Source organism: Burkholderia pseudomultivorans, from assembly GCF_001718415.1.
Classification (GTDB): Bacteria; Pseudomonadota; Gammaproteobacteria; order Burkholderiales; family Burkholderiaceae; genus Burkholderia; species Burkholderia pseudomultivorans_A.
The window spans coordinates 1,814,604-1,829,848 of record NZ_CP013378.1 but is presented as its reverse complement, the minus strand read 5'-3'; the positions used below and the strand labels follow the sequence as shown (position 1 = coordinate 1,829,848).

The 15,245-nt window shown below is 66.2% G+C and carries 14 protein-coding genes; 3 read left to right on the top strand and 11 right to left on the bottom strand.

Annotation, left to right across the window (positions count from 1 at the left end; translation table 11 throughout):
* Positions 1–49: 49 nt before the first annotated feature.
* From WS57_RS20825 to WS57_RS20800, 6 genes are all read right to left on the bottom strand, one after another.
* Positions 50–775 (bottom strand): amino acid ABC transporter ATP-binding protein, encoded by a 726-nt coding sequence (locus WS57_RS20825; protein ID WP_009690759.1) that lies wholly within the window; start codon positions 773–775, stop codon positions 50–52.
* Positions 772–1,449 carry a glutamate/aspartate ABC transporter permease GltK gene (gene gltK / locus WS57_RS20820; RefSeq protein WP_006401698.1) on the bottom strand — a complete coding sequence of 226 codons (678 nt, stop codon included), beginning with the start codon at positions 1,447–1,449 and terminating at the stop codon, positions 772–774. Before gltK ends, WS57_RS20825 begins: the two co-directional genes overlap by 4 nt.
* Positions 1,449–2,189, bottom strand: a complete 741-nt coding sequence (locus WS57_RS20815) for an amino acid ABC transporter permease (protein WP_009690758.1) — start codon at positions 2,187–2,189, stop codon at positions 1,449–1,451. Before WS57_RS20815 ends, gltK begins: the two co-directional genes overlap by 1 nt.
* 84 nt (positions 2,190–2,273) lie before the next feature.
* Positions 2,274–3,167: a glutamate/aspartate ABC transporter substrate-binding protein gene (locus tag WS57_RS20810; RefSeq protein ID WP_009690757.1), complete on the bottom strand. Its 894-nt coding sequence runs from the start codon at positions 3,165–3,167 to the stop codon at positions 2,274–2,276.
* A 241-nt stretch (positions 3,168–3,408) separates the two neighbouring features.
* Positions 3,409–4,695, bottom strand: a complete 1,287-nt coding sequence (locus WS57_RS20805) for a Glu/Leu/Phe/Val family dehydrogenase (protein ID WP_009690756.1) — start codon at positions 4,693–4,695, stop codon at positions 3,409–3,411.
* A gap of 277 nt (positions 4,696–4,972) precedes the next feature.
* A complete protein-coding gene (locus WS57_RS20800; RefSeq protein WP_040126647.1) occupies positions 4,973–5,926 on the bottom strand; it encodes a LysR substrate-binding domain-containing protein in 954 nt (317 codons plus the stop codon).
* Between the two features lie 232 nt (positions 5,927–6,158).
* Between WS57_RS20800 and purB the strand changes: the two genes are divergently transcribed.
* Positions 6,159–7,547 (top strand): adenylosuccinate lyase, encoded by a 1,389-nt coding sequence (purB, locus tag WS57_RS20795; protein ID WP_069244783.1) that lies wholly within the window; start codon positions 6,159–6,161, stop codon positions 7,545–7,547.
* A gap of 143 nt (positions 7,548–7,690) precedes the next feature.
* Here purB and WS57_RS20790 read toward each other — a convergent pair whose 3' ends face one another.
* Positions 7,691–9,109 (bottom strand): NAD(P)/FAD-dependent oxidoreductase, encoded by a 1,419-nt coding sequence (locus tag WS57_RS20790; protein WP_069244782.1) that lies wholly within the window; start codon positions 9,107–9,109, stop codon positions 7,691–7,693.
* Positions 9,110–9,386: 277 nt separating this feature from the next.
* On the opposite strand from WS57_RS20790, the gene WS57_RS20785 reads away from it, so the two are divergent.
* On the top strand, positions 9,387–10,034 hold the full coding sequence (locus WS57_RS20785; RefSeq protein ID WP_069244781.1) for a TetR/AcrR family transcriptional regulator: 648 nt from the start codon (positions 9,387–9,389) through the stop codon (positions 10,032–10,034).
* Positions 10,035–10,118: 84 nt separating this feature from the next.
* Positions 10,119–10,394, top strand: a complete 276-nt coding sequence (locus WS57_RS20780) for a hypothetical protein (RefSeq protein WP_069245459.1) — start codon at positions 10,119–10,121, stop codon at positions 10,392–10,394.
* A gap of 172 nt (positions 10,395–10,566) precedes the next feature.
* Here WS57_RS20780 and WS57_RS20775 read toward each other — a convergent pair whose 3' ends face one another.
* The 4 genes from WS57_RS20775 to edd form a co-directional block, all read right to left on the bottom strand.
* Positions 10,567–11,070, bottom strand: a complete 504-nt coding sequence (locus WS57_RS20775; RefSeq protein ID WP_040126642.1) for a gluconokinase — start codon at positions 11,068–11,070, stop codon at positions 10,567–10,569.
* Between the two features lie 13 nt (positions 11,071–11,083).
* The gene (locus tag WS57_RS20770; RefSeq protein WP_009688053.1) at positions 11,084–12,445 is read right to left on the bottom strand and encodes a GntP family permease; all 1,362 of its coding nucleotides are present in this window, start codon (positions 12,443–12,445) and stop codon (positions 11,084–11,086) included.
* Between the two features lie 223 nt (positions 12,446–12,668).
* Positions 12,669–13,295 (bottom strand): bifunctional 4-hydroxy-2-oxoglutarate aldolase/2-dehydro-3-deoxy-phosphogluconate aldolase, encoded by a 627-nt coding sequence (gene eda, locus WS57_RS20765; RefSeq protein WP_059478682.1) that lies wholly within the window; start codon positions 13,293–13,295, stop codon positions 12,669–12,671.
* Positions 13,296–13,321: 26 nt separating this feature from the next.
* Positions 13,322–15,178, bottom strand: a complete 1,857-nt coding sequence (edd, locus tag WS57_RS20760; protein ID WP_059516737.1) for a phosphogluconate dehydratase — start codon at positions 15,176–15,178, stop codon at positions 13,322–13,324.
* Positions 15,179–15,245 lie beyond the last annotated feature (67 nt).

The window sequence follows — 15,245 nt, the reverse complement described above, 5'->3', positions numbered from 1 at the left end:
CGCACTGCCGGGCGGTGTCTGCATGGCCGCGCGAAACCCGCGGCAACGCTCAGTGCAGGATCTTCGCGAGGAAGTCCTTAGCCCGATCCGACTTCGGATTCGAGAAGAAGTCGTCCTTGCGGTCGTCCTCGACGATCGCACCCTTGTCCATGAAGATCACGCGGTGCGCGACCTTCTTCGCGAAGCCCATCTCGTGCGTGACGACCATCATCGTCATCCCTTCCTGCGCGAGTTCGACCATCACGTCGAGCACTTCGTTGATCATCTCCGGATCGAGCGCGGACGTCGGCTCGTCGAACAGCATCGCGATCGGGTCCATCGACAGCGCGCGCGCGATCGCGACACGCTGCTGCTGGCCGCCCGACAGCTGGCCCGGGAACTTGTGCGCATGCGCCTTCAGGCCGACGCGGTCGAGCAGCTTCAGCCCCTTCTCGGCCGCCTCGTCCTTGCCGCGGCCGAGCACCTTGATCTGCGCGAGCGTCAGGTTCTCGGTGATCGACAGGTGCGGGAACAGCTCGAAATGCTGGAACACCATGCCGACCTTCGAGCGCAGCTTCGACAGGTTCGTCTTCTTGTCGCCGACCGACTGGCCGTTCACGAGGATCTCGCCCTGCTGGAACGGCTCGAGGCCGTTCACGGTCTTGATCAGCGTCGACTTGCCCGAGCCCGACGGCCCGCACACGACGACCACCTCGCCCTTCTTCACTTCGGTCGTGCAGTCGGTGAGAACCTGAAACTGGCCGTACCACTTCGAAACGTTCTTGATGGAAATCATCTTGTGACCTTTTTCTGGAGACCTTTGACGAGGGCAGACGCCACCGAGCAAATCACGAAATAGCAGGCGCCGGCGAACAGCACCATCTCGACGGTGGTGCCGTCGCGATCGCCGATGTTGGCGGCCGTGCGGAAGAAGTCCGCGAGGCTGATCACGTATACGAGCGACGTGTCCTGGAACAGCACGATCGCCTGCGTGAGCAGCAGCGGCACCATCGCGCGAAACGCCTGCGGCAGGATCACGAGGCGCATCGCCTGCGCGTAGTTCATGCCGAGCGCGAACGCCGCGTTCACCTGCCCGCGCGGCACCGCCTGGATGCCGGCGCGGATGATCTCCGAATAATACGCGGCTTCGAACAGCGAGAACGCGACCATCGCCGACGCGAGCCGGATGTCGATCGTCGGCGACAGCCCGAGCACGCCCTGCAGCACCTGCGGCACGATCAGGAAGAACCACAGCAGCACCATCACGAGCGGGATCGAGCGGAACACCGTCACGTACGCCTTCGCGAACCATGCGAGCGGCTTCACGCCCGACAGCCGCATCAGCGCGAGCAGCGTGCCCCAGACGATCCCGACCACGATCGCGATCAGCGTGATCTTGAACGTGACGATCGCGCCGGTCCAGAGCGTCGGCAGCGCGCCGGGAATACTACTCCAGTCGAACTGATGCATCACTTGCCTCCGATGTAGCCGGGCAGCCGCGTGCGGCCTTCGATCCAGCGCATGAACGCCATCACGACGAGGTTGATGAGCACGTAGGCGAGCGTGACCGCGATGAACGACTCGTAGGTCTGCGCGGTGTAGTCGACGAGCTGGCGCGCCTGCGCGGACAGGTCGAGCAGGCCGATCGTCGACGCGACCGCCGAGTTCTTGAAGATGTTCAGGAACTCCGACGTGAGCGGCGGCACGATGATCCGGTACGCGACCGGCAGCAGCACGTAGCGATACGTCTGCCACTGCGTGAAGCCCATCGCGAGGCCGGCGGCGCGCTGGCCCTTCGGCAGCGCGTTGATGCCCGAGCGCACCTGTTCGCACACGCGCGCGCCGGTGAACAGCCCGAGACAGACGATCGACGCGGTGAAGAACTGCGTGCCGGGCGGCAGCTGCTTGATCCAGGTGCCGATCGATGCGGGCAGCAGCTCCGGTACGACGAGGTACCAGATGAAGAACTGCACGATCAGCGGAATGTTGCGGAAGATCGACACGTACACGGTGCCGATCGCGGACAGCCATTTGTTCGGCACGGTGCGCAGCACGCCGAACAGCGAACCGACGATCAGCGCGATGACCCAGGCGACGAGCGACACCTCGATCGTCACCCAGAAGCCGGACATCAGCCATCCGAAATAAGTCGTCGGCTCGCCGGTCGAGACGGGGCTCAGGAAAATGCCCCAGTTCCAGTGGTATGACATGGGCAGGACTCCAGCAAAAAGAAACGGAAGAAGCGTGGCCTCTTCCGTTTCGTCAGCATCAACTCTGCGTCAACGGACGCGTGATCAGTCGAGCGCCTTGTCGTTCGGGTTCGCGAACAGCTTCTTCATCGAGTCCGACAGCGGGAAGTTCAGGTTCAGCCCCTTCGGCGGGATCGGGTTTTCGAACCACTTCGCGTAGATCTTCGCGGCTTCGCCCGACTTCTCGACCTGCGCGATCGCGTCGTCAACGACCTTCTTGAAGTCCGCATCGCCCTTGCGCATCATGCAGCCGTAAGCCTCTTCGGATTGCGGCGTGCCGACGATCACCCATTCGCCCGGCTGCTTCGCCTTCGCGCGTTCGCCCGCGAGCAGCGCGTCGTCCATCATGAACGCGACCGCGCGGCCCGATTCGAGCGTATTGAACGAATCGCCGTGATCCTTCGCGCTGATGATGTTCATGCCCATCTGCTTCTCGTTGTTCATCTTGCGCAGCAGACGCTCGGAGGTCGTACCGGCGGTGGTCACGACCGTCTTGCCCTTCAGGTCGCCGAAATCCTTGATGCCCGAATCCTTCTTCGTCATCAGGCGCGTGCCGATCACGAAGATCGTGTCGGAGAACGCGGCCTGCTGCTGGCGCTCGGCGTTGTTGGTGGTCGAGCCGCACTCGATGTCGACCGTGCCGTTCTGCACGAGCGGGATGCGGTTCTGCGACGTGACCGGAATGTTCTTCACCTGCAGGTTCGGCAGATTCAGCTTCTTCTTCACCGCGTCCACGACCTTCATCTGGAATTCGCGCGAATAGCCGACGACCTGCTGGTTCTGGTCGTAGTAGGAGAACGGAATCGACGACTCGCGGTGGCCCAGCGCGATTACGCCCGTGTCCTTGATCTTCTTCAGCGTGCCCGTCTCCTGAGCCTGCGCGCCGCTTGCGAACGCGCAGAGCGCCGCGACCATCAGGACTGCCTTGTGGTATTTCATTTTGGTCATCTCCTTGGCTGAAACCCGCGCCAGTGTATCAAAGTAATATTTTTGAAAGTACTGGTTGTTTACCGCACTACGAATCGCCCGGTGCGCAGCCGTCCTCCCGGCTTCGGGCGCCTCGAATGCGCGCGCGGGCGGTGCCGGATCCGGCACCGCCCGCGCGGTTCATGCACGCAATCGGGTGGATTGCGTCATCGCTTGATCGAAATCAACGGGCCGCGTACGACCGCGACGCCGATCAGGGGTACAGGCCGCGCATTTCGCGCGCCATCAGGATGCGCTTGCACGCGACGATGAACGCCGCGGTGCGCACCGACACCTTGTGCTCTTCCGCGACCGCCCACACGCCGGCGAACGCTTCGCGCATCACGCGCTCGAGGCGGTGGTTGATCTCGTCCTCGGTCCAGAAGAAGCTCGAGAAATCCTGCACCCATTCGAAGTACGACACGGTCACGCCGCCCGCATTCGCGATCACGTCCGGGATCACGAGCACGCCGTTCGCGCTCAGGATGTCGTCGGCCGCCGTCGTGGTCGGGCCGTTCGCGCCTTCGACGATGATCTTCGTGCGGATCTTCGACGCGTTCTTCTCGGTGATCTGGTTTTCCAGTGCTGCCGGGATCAGGATGTCGGTCTCGACCGTCCAGAATTCGTCGTTCGGCATCGGTTCCGCGCCCTCGAAGCCCGCGACGCCGCCGGTGCGGCCCACGTGGTCGAGCAGCTTGTTCGCGTCGAGGCCGGCCGGCTGGTAGATCGTGCCGGTGTGATCCTGCACCGCGATCACCTTCGAGCCCGCTTCCTGGAACAGCTTCGCCGCGATGCCGCCGACGTTGCCGAAGCCCTGCACCGCGATGCGCGCGCCTTCGATCTCGAGGCCCTTCTTCTTCGCCGCTTCGCAGCCGACCACGAACACGCCGCGGCCGGTCGCTTCCTTGCGGCCGAGCGAACCGCCGAGCGAGATCGGCTTGCCGGTCACGACGCCGGTCGACGTCTGGCCCTGGTTCATCGAGAAGGTGTCCATCATCCACGCCATCACCTGTTCGTTGGTGTTGACGTCCGGCGCCGGAATGTCGGTGTTCGGGCCGATGATGATGCCGATTTCGCTGGTGTAGCGGCGCGTCACGCGCTCGAGCTCGCCGCGCGACAGCTTGCGCGGGTCGACGCGGATACCGCCCTTCGCGCCGCCGTACGGCACGTTCACGGCCGCGTTCTTCACCGACATCCATGCGGACAGCGCCATCACTTCCGACAGCGTCACGTCCTGGTGGTAGCGCACGCCGCCCTTGCCCGGGCCGCGCGACACGTTGTGCTGCACGCGATAGCCCTCGAAGTGCGCGACGGTACCGTTGTCGAGCTCGATCGGCACATCGACGACCAGGATGCGCTTCGGACGCTTCAGCGTTTCGAGCCAGCGCGACAGCGAACCGAGGTACGGCGCGACGCGATCGACCTGCTGGAGGTAGTTGCCCCACGGGCCGAGATCGTCGGCGTGCAGGTAGGACGGGATGGACTGCTGTTGCGAAGACATGGATGCTCCAACGTTCAACGGATTGCGCACATTGTCGAAAAACCCGTTTTTTTTATCCAATGCCGTTTGCTTATTCGATTATGCGTTTCTTGCATGATCGCGATTTTTCGCAAATCCGCGGTCGATTTGCGCAAGAACGGTCGCCATCGATCGTGCATCGCGGACGTGAAAAACAGCGCGCGCCGGGCCTGCGCCGGCCGCCGGACAGCCGTCCGACAGGCGCCGCAAGCCGGTCGTCAGCCAGCCGGCGATCGAAGCCGCGGTTAACCGCCGGCGGTTAACCGGCCGTTTCGCGCAACTCGTCGCGCACCACCTCCCACAGCGCGCGCACGAGCTTCTGCCGCGGCTCGTCACCCTGCAGCGCGAGCTTGTCGCAGTAGAGGCGGATCTCCATCGTCAGCGTGAACGGCTGCGCGCCGCCGCGCACCGCACGGTCGAGCCGGATCAGCCGGCCGCCGGCGACCGCGTCCTCCACCGCGCTGTGCGGCAGGAACGCGACGCCGTGGCCCGCGAGCGCCATTGCCTTCAGCCCTTCGGCCATGTCGGTTTCGTATACGCGGTCGAGGAACAGCGGCGTCGGCGCATTCGCGATGATCACCTCGGTCATCCGGCCGAGATACGCGTTCGGCGTATACGACAGGTACGGTACGCGCGCCTCGGCCGTGCCCGGCAGCGTGTAGCGCGGCCGTCCCGCGCGGCCGGGCGCCGAGAACGCGCTGATCGGCTCGCTGCCGAGGATCAGCATGTCGTAGCGCGCGGGGTCGAGCGCGACCGGATGGCTCGGGTGGTGGTAGCCCATCACGAGGTCGCAGCCGCCCTCGACGAGCGACAGCACCGCGTCGTGCACGTTCAGCGCGCGCAGCCGCGTATGGACCTGCCCCATCTTCGCCTCGATGCGCTGCAGCCAGCGCGGGAAGTACGTGAGCGACAGCGTGTGCGGCACCGCGAACTCGATGGTCGGCACCGGCGCGCCGACGTGACCGCGCAGCAGCGTGCGCGCCTCGTGCGCCTGCGACAGCATCGTCAGCGCCTGCTCGTAGAAGATCTGGCCGGCCTGCGTGAGCCGGGTCGGATAGACCGAACGATCGATCAGTTCGGTCGCGAGCCACGCCTCGAGCGCCTGGATGCGCCGCGAAAACGCCGGCTGCGACACGTGCCGCAGCTCGGCGGACCGGCTAAAGCTGCGCGTCTCCGCGAGCGAGACGAAGTCTTCCAGCCATTTCAGTTCCATACGGGGCGCGCGCGGCGGGCGGCGATCGGGGAGAAGCCGGCATTTTACCGGCGCGCGGGCGCGGCCGGCGGCGGCGCGCACGGCCGCCGCGACCACGGCGCACGGGCGTGCCGGCGCGGCGTCGGCACGCGGCGGCGCGCGCCGGCCGCCCGCGCCCGGAATCGTCGCGCGCCGATGGTAAAATGCCGGATTCTCCCCCCTCGCTCGACCCGGCCCCAAGGCCCGCCCGATCATGTCCGACACTCGTCCCGATACGCTTTTCGCCCTCACCGCGCTCTCGCCCATCGACGGCCGCTACGCCAGCAAGACCGAAGCGCTGCGCGACTGGCTCTCCGAAGCCGCTTTCATGCGCCACCGCGTCACCGTCGAGGTGCACTGGCTGATCGCGCTGTCGCGTGCCGGCTTCGCGGAAATCCCGCGCTTCTCGGAAGCATCCGAACAGTTCCTGCTGCAGCTCGCCGAGCGCTTCACCGCGCACGACGCCGCACGCATCAAGGAAATCGAGCGCGTGACGAACCACGACGTGAAGGCCGTCGAATACTGGCTGAAGGAATCGGTGAAGGGCCAGGCCGAGCTCGAGAAGGCCAGCGAATTCATCCACTTCGCGTGCACGTCGGAAGACATCAACAATACGTCGCACGGCATGATGCTCGCCGGCGCGCGCGAGCACGTGATCGTGCCGGCGCTGCGCACGGTCCACCAGCGCCTCGTCGCGCTCGCGCATGCGCTCGCCGACCAGCCGATGCTGTCGCGCACGCACGGCCAGCCGGCCAGCCCGACGACGCTCGGCAAGGAACTCGCGAACGTCGCTGCCCGCCTCGAACGCGCGATCGTGCGCATCGAGAAGGTCGAGATCCTCGGCAAGATGAATGGCGCGGTCGGCAACTTCAACGCGCACCTGTCCGCATATCCGGAATTCGACTGGGAAGCGTTCTCGCGCGACGTGATCGAGAACCGCCTGAAGCTCACGTTCAACCCGTACACGATCCAGATCGAGCCGCACGACTACATGGCCGAGCTGTTCGACGCGGTGGCCCGCGCGAACACGATCCTGCTCGACCTCGACCGCGACGTGTGGGGCTACATCTCGGTCGGCTACTTCAAGCAGAAGACGAAGGCCGGCGAAATCGGCTCGTCGACGATGCCGCACAAGGTCAATCCGATCGACTTCGAGAACTCGGAAGGCAACCTCGGCCTCGCGAACGCGACGCTGCGCCACCTCGCCGACAAGCTGCCGGTGTCGCGCTGGCAGCGCGACCTGACCGACTCGACCGTGCTGCGCAACATGGGCGTCGCGCTCGGCTACTCGCTGCTCGCGTACGACTCGCTGATCCGTGGCCTCGACAAGCTCGAGGTGAACCCGCAGCGGCTGAACGAAGACCTCGACAACTGCTGGGAAGTGCTCGCCGAGCCGGTCCAGACCGTGATGCGCCGCTACGGCATCGAGAACCCGTACGAGCAGCTGAAGGAGCTGACGCGCGGCAAGGGCATCACGCGCGAAGCGCTGCAGGAATTCGTCGGCACGCTGGCGATTCCGCAGGATGCGAAGGATCGCCTGCTCGCGATGACGCCCGCTTCGTATATCGGCAAGGCGGTCGAACTCGCGAAGCGGATCGCGTAACGCGGCTTCGCTGCGCGTTCGCGGCGGCGGCCCTGCCGGCCGTCGCAGGCGCGCAAAAGCAAACGCCCGATGCATCGCATCGGGCGTTTTCGTTTCCGGCGTCAGTGCTTGCGCACCGGCCGCGCCGTATCGTGCCGCCGGAATCAGAACGAGATCATCTTCCCCGGATTCAGCGCACTCATCACGCTCATCGCGGCCTTCGCGGCCGGAATCGCGATCGGCGACAGTTGCCGGCCGAGCGGAATCTCGCGATGGTCGATGCCGGTCAGCATCGAGAAGTCGTCGTTGCGTCCGACGAAATCGTCGCAGATCGCCTTGCCGATCCGCACCGTCTGCGCGACGCCGTGCCCGCTCCAGCCCTGCACCATGTGGACCGGCACGCGGCCGTCCGTCTTGCGGCTGTCGGTCGCGCCGTTCAGCGTGAAGTCGCTGACGCCGCTCCAGCTGTAGACGAGCGCGAAGCGGCCGTCGTATTGCGGAAACACCGTGTTCAGCCGCGTGAGCAGATAGGCGTTCACATCGGGCTGCGCCCAGCAGGTGCCGGTGCCCTGGCCGCCGAACAGCAGCCGGTTGCCGCGCACCGGCCGGTAGTAGTCGATCTGGAACTGCGTGTCGTACACCGGCATGCCGGCCGGCATCAGCGTCGCGACGTCGACGTCGAGCGGCGCCGTCACGCTCACGTACGTGAAGAACGGCACGGTCGTCGCCGCGCCGTCGTCGAGCAGGCGGAACGTCGTGTTGTGCAGCGCGAGCACGACGCCCTTGCGCGCGGTGATCGTGCCGCCCGGTGTCGTCGCGACGACGCCCGCCGGCGTCTCGTCGAGCTCCAGCACCTCGGTGCCCTCGTACAGCGCGCCGCCGTTCAGCCGGAAGCCGTGCACGAGGCCGCGCACCAGCGCGAGCGGATGGATCTGCCCGCCGATCGCGTCGACCGCCGCACCGTGATACAGCCCCGAGCGCACGTATTCGTCGTGCAGCTGATGCCTGCCGACCAGCGTCACGCCCGCGTCGCCGAGATGGCGGCGCGCATCCGCGCCGTCGAGCAGCGCGCTCATGTGGCCGGGATGGACGGCCGCCGTCACGTGGCCGCGCTTGCGGTCGAGATCGAGCGCATAGCGCGCGCCGATCGCGTCGATCAGGTCCATCGACTCGGTCGACGCGAAGCGCCACAGCCGCTTCGCATCGTCGTGCGACAGGTGATCGATCATGTCGGCGGCTTCCCAGCGCGCGAGGCCGGGCGTGAGCTGGCCGCCGTTGCGGCCCGATGCCGCCGAGCCGACGTGATGCTTGTCGACGAGGATCGTGTCGACGCCCGCTTCCGCGAGATGCAGCGCGGTCGATGCGCCGAGCAGCCCGGCGCCGATCACGAGCACGTCGCACACCGTGTCATGCGCGAGCGGCGCGCTGTTCGCATGGCGCGACAGCGACGCCTCGTACCAGTTCGCCGGGCGCTCGCCGTCGTAACGGGCCGGATCGCACCAGTTCCAGTTGTCTTTTTCGATAGTCAGTTGCGTTTGCTCGAAACGCGATTCGCCCTGGATCAGGGGTTGTCGGGAAATCATGTTTGCACTTGCATGGTCTTGGGCCGCCTGTCGAAGAGCCGTTCTGGCTTCGCGGGTGGGGCAGCCGGTTCCACTTGGGTGTCAACGAAAGAAGGGGCGCGACGCGCCCGTGTTGACGGCGGGCACGCTCGTGCCGCCTGGATCCCGGACCGTGCGAGAAGCACGCATTGAAAGGTGCCGGGACACCCAATTTCTACACCGCAGAAATAATTCTACAGTGTAGAATATGCTTTCGTCAAGCTTACGGCCGGTCCATCCCGGCCGGCGCGCCACCTCGATGAAAGACAAACCCGCCCAGGGCCCGCGCGGCCTCGACAAGGACGCGATCGTCGCCGCTGCGCTCGCGCTGCTCGAAGAAGTCGGCGAAGCCGCGTTCAGCGTGCGCAAGCTCGCGCAGTCGATCGGCTGCGACCCGATGAGCGTGTTGTACCACTTCAAGTCGAAGGAAGGCTTGAGCCGCGCGATCGCGAACGCGCTGTCGCGTTCGCTGGTGCCGGTCGACGACACGCTGCCGTGGCGCGAGCGGCTGTGCGACCTCGCGCGCCAGTATCGGTCGCTCGCGCTGGCCCGTCCGGTCGCGTTCGGCTTGCTGCAGCGTCACATGAGCACGGGGCCGGCCGATCTCGCGCACGTCGAGGCCGTGCACCGCGCGCTCGTCGATGCCGGCATCCCGCACGCGGCGCTGCCGACCGTGTGCGTCGGCTGGTATGCGAGCGTGATCGGGCTCGCCGCGGCCGAGGCCGGCGGCCTCACGCGGGCCGCGAACGACGTCGAGCTGGCGGAAATGGACGCGCTGTCCGATGCGGGGCATCCGCTCGTCAAGGCGGTCGCGCCGCTTTACGCGGCGCTCGATCCGGCCGTGGTGCACGAGACGATGCTCGAGGTGCTGCTCGACGGGATTGCGCGGCAGGCGGGGGGGCGGTGAGACGGTTTGAAGCGAATCCTTTTGGGCCCTCTGTCCCGCCACGCAGACGACAGGATTCACGCTCACGACGACTGGTTGCCGAACATGTCTATCCGAAGCAGTAGCGTCATTTCATTGCTGTCGATTCTGGTGATCGGCTGCTCGTCGCATCCCGACGAAACGTGGATCGCGCAGGATCGCATCCCGGTTTACGACAGCATCGACGGAAAAGTCATCTTCTACCTTCAACCATCGGAACACTGCGAACCCGGAATGGACATGGCGGGCAAAGTCGACATGTACACCAAGGTCAGGTGCGACTCCGGCAGCGGATGGGTCGCCGGCGGGAAATTCGGCAAGATTCCCCGCGTCGGAAGCTGATTTCGATACGAGCCGACACTTCGCGGCAAGCATGACGCGCGGCACCCCGCTCCATTCGAATCCGCAACCGAACGCATCCAAACGAAAAGGGCCGAGCCCCGTAAAAACAGGCCCGGCCCCTTGGCATCGGCGTATCAGCCGGTTTCAGCGGGATCGACCTCCCGCCCCACCGTCACTGCTGCTGCGCGAACCCGATCTTCACCATCACCTGGTCGACGATCTGCTCGGGCGTCAGCTCGATGCTGACCTCGATCGCTTCGTCCGGGCCCGGCTCCTCGAGCGTGTCGAGCTGGCTCTGCAGCAGCGACGGATCGAAGAAGTGGCCGGTGCGGTCCTTCAGGCGCTCGCGCAATACCTCGAACGAACCCTTCAGATACACGAACCGCACGTCGGTGTCGTTGCCGCGCAGCACGTCGCGATACGAGCGTTTCAGCGACGAGCACGTGAACACCGCCGTCTCGCCCGCGCGCTGCTTGGCCTCGATGGCCTCGCGAATCGCGCGCAGCCACGGCCAGCGGTCGTCGTCGGTCAGCGGAATGCCGTGGTGCATCTTTTCCTTGTTCGCCGCGCTGTGAAACGCGTCGCCGTCGGTAAAGCTGCACGACAGGCGTTCCGCCAGCATCTCGCCGATTCGCGATTTGCCCGCGCCCGACACGCCCATTGCGATCAGAATCATTGACTACCCCTTGTTACAGAACCATGCTCAACGCCAGCGTGAAACCGAGGCCAAGCACCGAGATGATCGTTTCGAGCAACGACCAGGTCTTGAAGGTTTGACCGACCGTCATCCCGAAATACTCCTTGATCAGCCAGAAACCGCCGTCGTTCACGTGCGAGAAAATCAGCGAGCCCGAGCCGGTGGCAAGCACCAGCAGCTCCGGGCTGACCGCCGTGCCGGCCGCCGCCGCGATCGGCGCGACGATGCCGCAGGCCGTCGTCATCGCGACCGTCGCCGAACCCGTCGCCAGACGCATCAGCGCCGCGACGAACCAGCCGAGCAGCAGCGGCGACAGATGCGCGTGCTTCGCGGTTTCGACGATCTGCTGCGAGATCCCGCTGTCGCGCAGGACGCCGCCGAAGCCGCCGCCCGCGCCGACGATCAGCGTGATCCCGGCGATCGGCGCCAGGCACTCGCCGCAGAACTTCTGGATCTGGTCGCGATTGAAGCCTTGCAGCTTGCCGAACGTGAAGAAGCTCACCAGCACCGCGATCAGCAGCGCGACGTCCGAGTTGCCGGCAAAGCGCAGCAGGTTGTTCGGCAGCGATTTCGGCGCGAACACCAGGTCGGCCCAGCTGCCGACGAGCATCAGCACGACCGGCAGCAGAATCGTAAACAGCGTGATGCCGAAGCCCGGCAGTTCGCGGCGCTTGCCGTCCGCGTGCGTATCGACGAACTGCGCGGCGAGCGGGTTGTTTTCCGGCAGCTTCACGAACTTCGAGATCGTCAGCGCGAACACCGGGCCCGCGATGATCGCGGTCGGCACGCCGACGATCAGGCCGAAGGCGATCGTCTTGCCGATATCGGCGCCGTATTGCTGGACGGCGAGCAGCGCGGCCGGGTGCGGCGGGATCAGCCCGTGCACGACGGACAGGCCGGCCACCATCGGCAGGCCGACGACGAGCAGCGACTTGCCGGTACGCTTCGCGACGTTGAACGCGATCGGGATCAGCAGCACGAAGCCGACTTCGAAGAACACCGGCAGGCCGACGATGATCGCGACGAACATCATCGCCCAGTGGATGTTCTTTTCACCGAACCAGTCGATCAGCGTGGTCGCGATCCGTTCGGCGCCGCCCGATTCGGCCATCATCTTGCCGAGCATCGTGCCGAGGCCGACGACGATCGCAATGTGGCCGAGCGTGCCGCCCGTGCCCGTCTCGAACGACTTGACGATCTTGTCCATCGGCATGCCGACGGCCAGGCCAAGGCCCAGCGAAACGATGATCAGCACCAGGAACGGGTAGATCTTGAAGCGCGCGATCATCAGGATCAGCGCGGCGATCGCGATCAGCGTGAATACGAGCAGCATGCTGCCTTGGACAGCCCCCATGTGGCACTCCTCCTTGGGATTATTCGAACCGGACGCGGATTGACGCGAGTATGCCCGGCTGCGCAGGTCTCCGAAACAGCGGACGAACCCCTGCCGCTCGGGACGCTGAATTTTACTTATCTTTACGGCCCGCGGATAGAACCGGTTCCATCAGCAAAAACCCTCGGAAAACAAGCACTAAGCGCTCGTCTTCCGAGGGTGAAACTGCCGTTTCGTACAAACCTTAACGGGGCAGCTGGCTGGCCGCTTGCGCGAGACGCGTGACTTCGGCCCAGTCCTGCGCGGCAAGCGCGGCCTTCGGCGTGAGCCAGGAACCGCCGACGCAGACGACGTTCGGCAGCTTCAGGAAATTCGGCGCGGTGTCGGCGGAGATGCCGCCGGTCGGGCAGAACTTCAGCGTCGGGAACGGCCCGTGGAATGCCTGCAGCATCGGCACGCCGCCGGCCTGCTGCGCGGGGAAGAACTTGACGATCTCGTAGCCGAATTCGAGCGCCTGGATGATGTCGCTCGGCGTCATCACGCCCGGCAGCAGCGGCAGGCCCGCGTCGAGCGACGCGAGGTGCAGTTCCTTCGTCAGGCCCGGCGACACGCCGAACTTCGCGCCCGCGCGCCTGGCCTGCTCGCAGTGCTCGGGCTTCGTGATCGTGCCGACGCCGACGACGATGTCGTCCGCGAGCTGGCTCGCGCGCTGGATCGCCTCCAGGCCGGCCGGCGTGCGCAGCGTGATCTCGAGCACCTTCACGCCGCCCGCGTGCAACGCACGCGACACGTGTTCGCCCTGCTCGACCGAGTCGAATGCGAGCACCGGAATCACCGGGCCCAGCTTCACGATTTCACCAATCGTCTTCATCGATGCTTCTCCTTGAATCCCTGGAATTACGCGGCGACGCGGGCGGCCGTCTCGCCGACCAGCGCCCCGAACACGGATGCGCCCTGTTCGGCCGGTGCGGCCGCCGCGCGGAACACGCCGAACAGCTCGCGGCCGAACCCGACTTCGTTGTCGGCCTGATGCTGCGGCTGCGCGACCGGGCGCGCCGCCCATTGCGCGTCGTCGATCTCGATGTCGAGCACGCCGGCTTCCGCGTCGATCACGAGCGTGTCGCCGGTCTGCACCTTGCCGATCGGACCGGCCAGCAGCGCTTCGGGCGACACGTGGATCACGGCCGGCACCTTGCCCGAGGCGCCCGACATGCGCCCGTCGGTGACGAGCGCGACATGGAAGCCCTGATCCTGCAGCACGCCGAGCAGCGGCGTCAAACGGTGCAGTTCGGGCATCCCGTTCGCGCGCGCGCCCTGGAAGCGCACGACCGCGACGAAATCGCGCTTCAGCTCGCCGCGATCGAACGCTTCCTGCACGGCTTCCTGCGAATCGAACACGATCGCGGGCGCCGTCACCTTGCGGTGCTCGGGCGCGACCGCCGAGATCTTGATCACGCCGCGGCCGAGCCGGCCCTGCATCAGGCGCAGGCCGCCGTCCGGCTGGAACGGGTCGCGGATGCCGCGCAGCACCTTCGTGTCGTGGCTTTCGGCCGCGCCGTCGACCCAGGTCAGCTTGCCGTCGATCAGCTTCGGCTCCTTCGTGTAGTGCGACAGCCCCTTGCCGGCGACCGTCGTCACGTCCTCGTGCAGCAGCCCGCCTTCGAGCAGGTTGCGCACCAGGAACGCGACGCCGCCCGCAGCGTGGAAATGATTCACGTCCGCCTTGCCGTTCGGGTAGATCTTCGCGAGCAGCGGCACGACCGCCGACAGCTCGTCGAAGTCGTTCCAGTCGATCAGGATGCCGGCCGCGCGCGCGATCGCGACGAGGTGCAGCGTGTGGTTGGTCGACCCGCCCGTCGCGAGCAGCGCGACGATGCCGTTGACGATCGCCTTCTCGTCGATCACGTGGCCGATCGGCGTGTACTGGCCGCGCTCGACCGTCAGGTCGAGCACGCGGCGCGCGGCTTCGGCCGTCAGCGCGGTGCGCAGCGGCGTATGCGGGTGGACGAAGGCCGAGCCCGGCAGGTGCAGCCCCATCAGCTCCATCAGCATCTGGTTGCTGTTCGCGGTGCCATAGAACGTGCAGGTGCCGTGGCCGTGATACGCGGCCGATTCGGCTTCGAGCAGTGCGTCGCGGCCTACCTGGCCGGTCGCGAACTGCTGGCGGATCTTCGCCTTGTCGTCGTTCGACAGGCCGCTCGTCATCGGGCCGGCCGGCACGAAGATCGTCGGCAGGTGGCCGAACTGCAGCGCGCCGATCAGCAGGCCCGGCACGATCTTGTCGCAGATGCCGAGGCACAGCGCCGCGTCGAACATGTTGTGGGTGAGCGCGATCGCCGTGCCCATCGCGATCGCCTCGCGCGAGAACAGCGACAGCTCCATCCCCGGATTGCCCTGCGTGACGCCGTCGCACATGGCCGGCACGCCGCCCGCGAACTGCGCAACGCCGCCGTTCTCGCGCGCGGCGGCCTTGATGATGTCGGGGAAATCCTTGTACGGCGCGTGCGCGGACAGCATCTCGTTATAGGACGACACGATGCCGATGTTCGGCTCGCGGATCGCCTTGATCGCGAACTTGTCGCTGCCCTCGAGCCCCGCGAAACCGTGCGCGAGGTTCGCGCACGACAGCGCGCCGCGCGCCGGGAACTTGCCCTGCGCGCCGTCGATGCGCTGCAGATAGGCGGAACGGGTCGATTGGCTGCGGGCGATCACGCGTTCGGTGACCTTCGCCAGGGTGGGATGCAGCGACGTCATGCTGGGCGCTCCTGTATGCCGGCCGACGCCGGCGGTTGGAATCGTGGGGACGGTCGAGTGCGTCGAC